Source organism: uncultured Agitococcus sp. (assembly GCF_937920075.1).
In the GTDB taxonomy this organism is placed as follows: Bacteria; Pseudomonadota; Gammaproteobacteria; order Pseudomonadales; family Moraxellaceae; genus Agitococcus.
Window position 1 is genome coordinate 1 of the sequence record NZ_CALETI010000312.1, and the last position, 2,371, is coordinate 2,371.

Consider the following 2,371-nt stretch of genomic DNA (forward strand, 5'->3'; position numbering starts at 1 on the left):
GCAAGCTAATAATAATTGGTTTTGGCATTGGCAGCAAAATCAACAAATACAAGCATCATGGAAAAATCTGCAACGTAGTGTTGCTTCATTAGCTAATATCAATAGTCAACATGGCACTCTTCATTATGTGGGAAATCCTAAAGCCTACCAACTAGACTTTGCTGCGAATATGGCAAGTGCTAAAACGCCTGTCGGTGATTGGCAAATTCACGGTATTGGTCAGCCACATCAATTTGATTTTAAAAAGCTGAATTATCAAGGTAGTGCCGGACAATTAAATGCTCAGGCACAAGTTGCTTGGCAACAAGGCATACAGCTCAATAGTCATGTTGCATTGCAAGATTTTCAAAGTCAATTTTGGCTACCCACATGGCCAACTCAACTCTCAGGTCAAAGCAAAATACAGCTAAATATTAATAAAAATCAAAAAGATATTACATTAAGTGACAGTCAATTAACAGGATTGGTTAAAAATAGAGCATTTAACTTTAAAACGGATTTCTTAGCCCTTGATTTACAAAACTTATTGGCCAAAAAAATGCCTAATTTTAACAATCAGCAAACCCAGATTATTTGGGGTAATAATCAATTAGCTCTAGAAGGCGGATTACAAGCACATCAATGGCAATTAACCGTTGATAATCAACTCAATGATTTAAGTGAATTGTTGCCTAGTTTACAAGGTAAAATAAATGGTGCTTTAGTTTTACAGGGCGATCAACATAAGCCAGCCATTATCAGTAATTTATGGGCTGAAAAATTAGCCTACAATAATATTGCAGTTGATGAACTCAGTATTAGTAGCACCTTGCCCGAATTAGGTAATGTGGCAGGCTTTTTACAAATCGCTGCCCATAATCTCAGCGCGGCCAACCGAGTGATCCCCGATTTAACCCTTGTTGCCGAAGGTACACGCGAAAATCATCAAATAACATGGCAACTGTTGGCTGAGCCTGTGGTTGCAGAGGGTATTTTGCAAGGTGCCTTAGATAATCAAGGCAATTGGTTAGGGCAGAATACTCATGGTACAGTAAAAATAGATGATTTTTTATGGCAACAAGTTGAGCCTTTTGTTAGTCAATGGCAAATGGCCGATAAACAATTAACGCTTGCTGCTCATTGTTGGCAAGCCGAACAAGCACAGCTTTGTAATCAAGATAACTTAGTGTTAAGTCCTCAATTGGCCTCAGCAAAAATTGCCTTACAGGGTTTAGAAATGAGTCGTTTGCAACATTTTTTTCCTGAAGGTTTGGCATGGCAAGGTAATTTACAAGGGCAGTTAGATTTTGCTTGGCAAGCTCAACAAAAACCACAATTTAATCTACAAGTATTAACTGAAAAAGGGGCATTAGGTTTAACACAAGAAGATGAAGAACCCTTAACATTACCTTACGATATGCTCAAATTGACTGCTAAAAATGAAGGTAATCAACAAATTGGCTTACGTTTTGATATGCAAGCACCAAATATGGGTCAAGGCTATATTGATGCGCGTGTTGATTCACAAACACAACCCTATACTATTAATGGTGCGATGGTATTAGAAAAAGTTAATTTGGCGATGTTTAAACCATTTTTTCCTGCTATTCGTTATTTAGGTGGCGAAATGAATTTGGCGGGTGGTGTTAATGGTGCGATGACTAAACCAGATTTTTATGGTGAATTCAGTTTGACGGAAGGCGAGATTTTAGCAAAAAATGCGCCATTAGATTTTAGCCATACCAATATTAAAGCCAGTATTCGCGGTAAGGAAGCTGCTATTAATGGTCAATTAAATAGTGGTCAAGGGGTGGCAAAATTAACCGGTGGTCTAGATTGGACACAAGAGCCAACCTTAAAACTTAAGATTGATGGCCAACGTTTAGAGTTCTCTCAAAAGCCCTTGTTTAAAGCCAAAGTGAGTCCATCACTTAATTTGCAAGTCAAACCCTATGTAGTGACGCTAAAAGGTGATGCCTTAGTTGAAGATGCGTTATTAAATCCGCAAAATTTATCCGACCAAGCAGTACCGTTATCTGCGGATGTCCGTGTTGTTGATTTATCCACACCTGATCGTATTAGAGTTGCCAAAGCCATGAATCAATGGGATATTAACGCCGATATTAATTTACGCATGGGCGACAATGTATTATTTAATGCTTTTGGTGTGCAAAGTAAATTAACAGGCGAACTAAAACTACAAGAGCAAAAACAGCGTGGAATGCAAGCGATTGGCGAAATTCAACTCGATAAAGAAGCCAAATATGAAGCCTATGGCCAAAAACTCAATATCAGACGTGGCCAAATTTTGTTTGCAGGCTCAATCGCACAGCCCGCTTTAGATATTGAAGCGGTTAAAGATGTTGATAGTAAAATAGTTGGGGTGCGTGTT

At 38.5% G+C, this 2,371-nt stretch carries 1 protein-coding gene; it reads left to right on the forward strand.

The window, feature by feature from the left end; genetic code table 11:
- Window positions 1–2,371, forward strand: a 2,371-nt coding sequence (locus Q0212_RS10850; protein ID WP_297925351.1) for a translocation/assembly module TamB domain-containing protein, incomplete at both ends; no start/stop codon positions are given.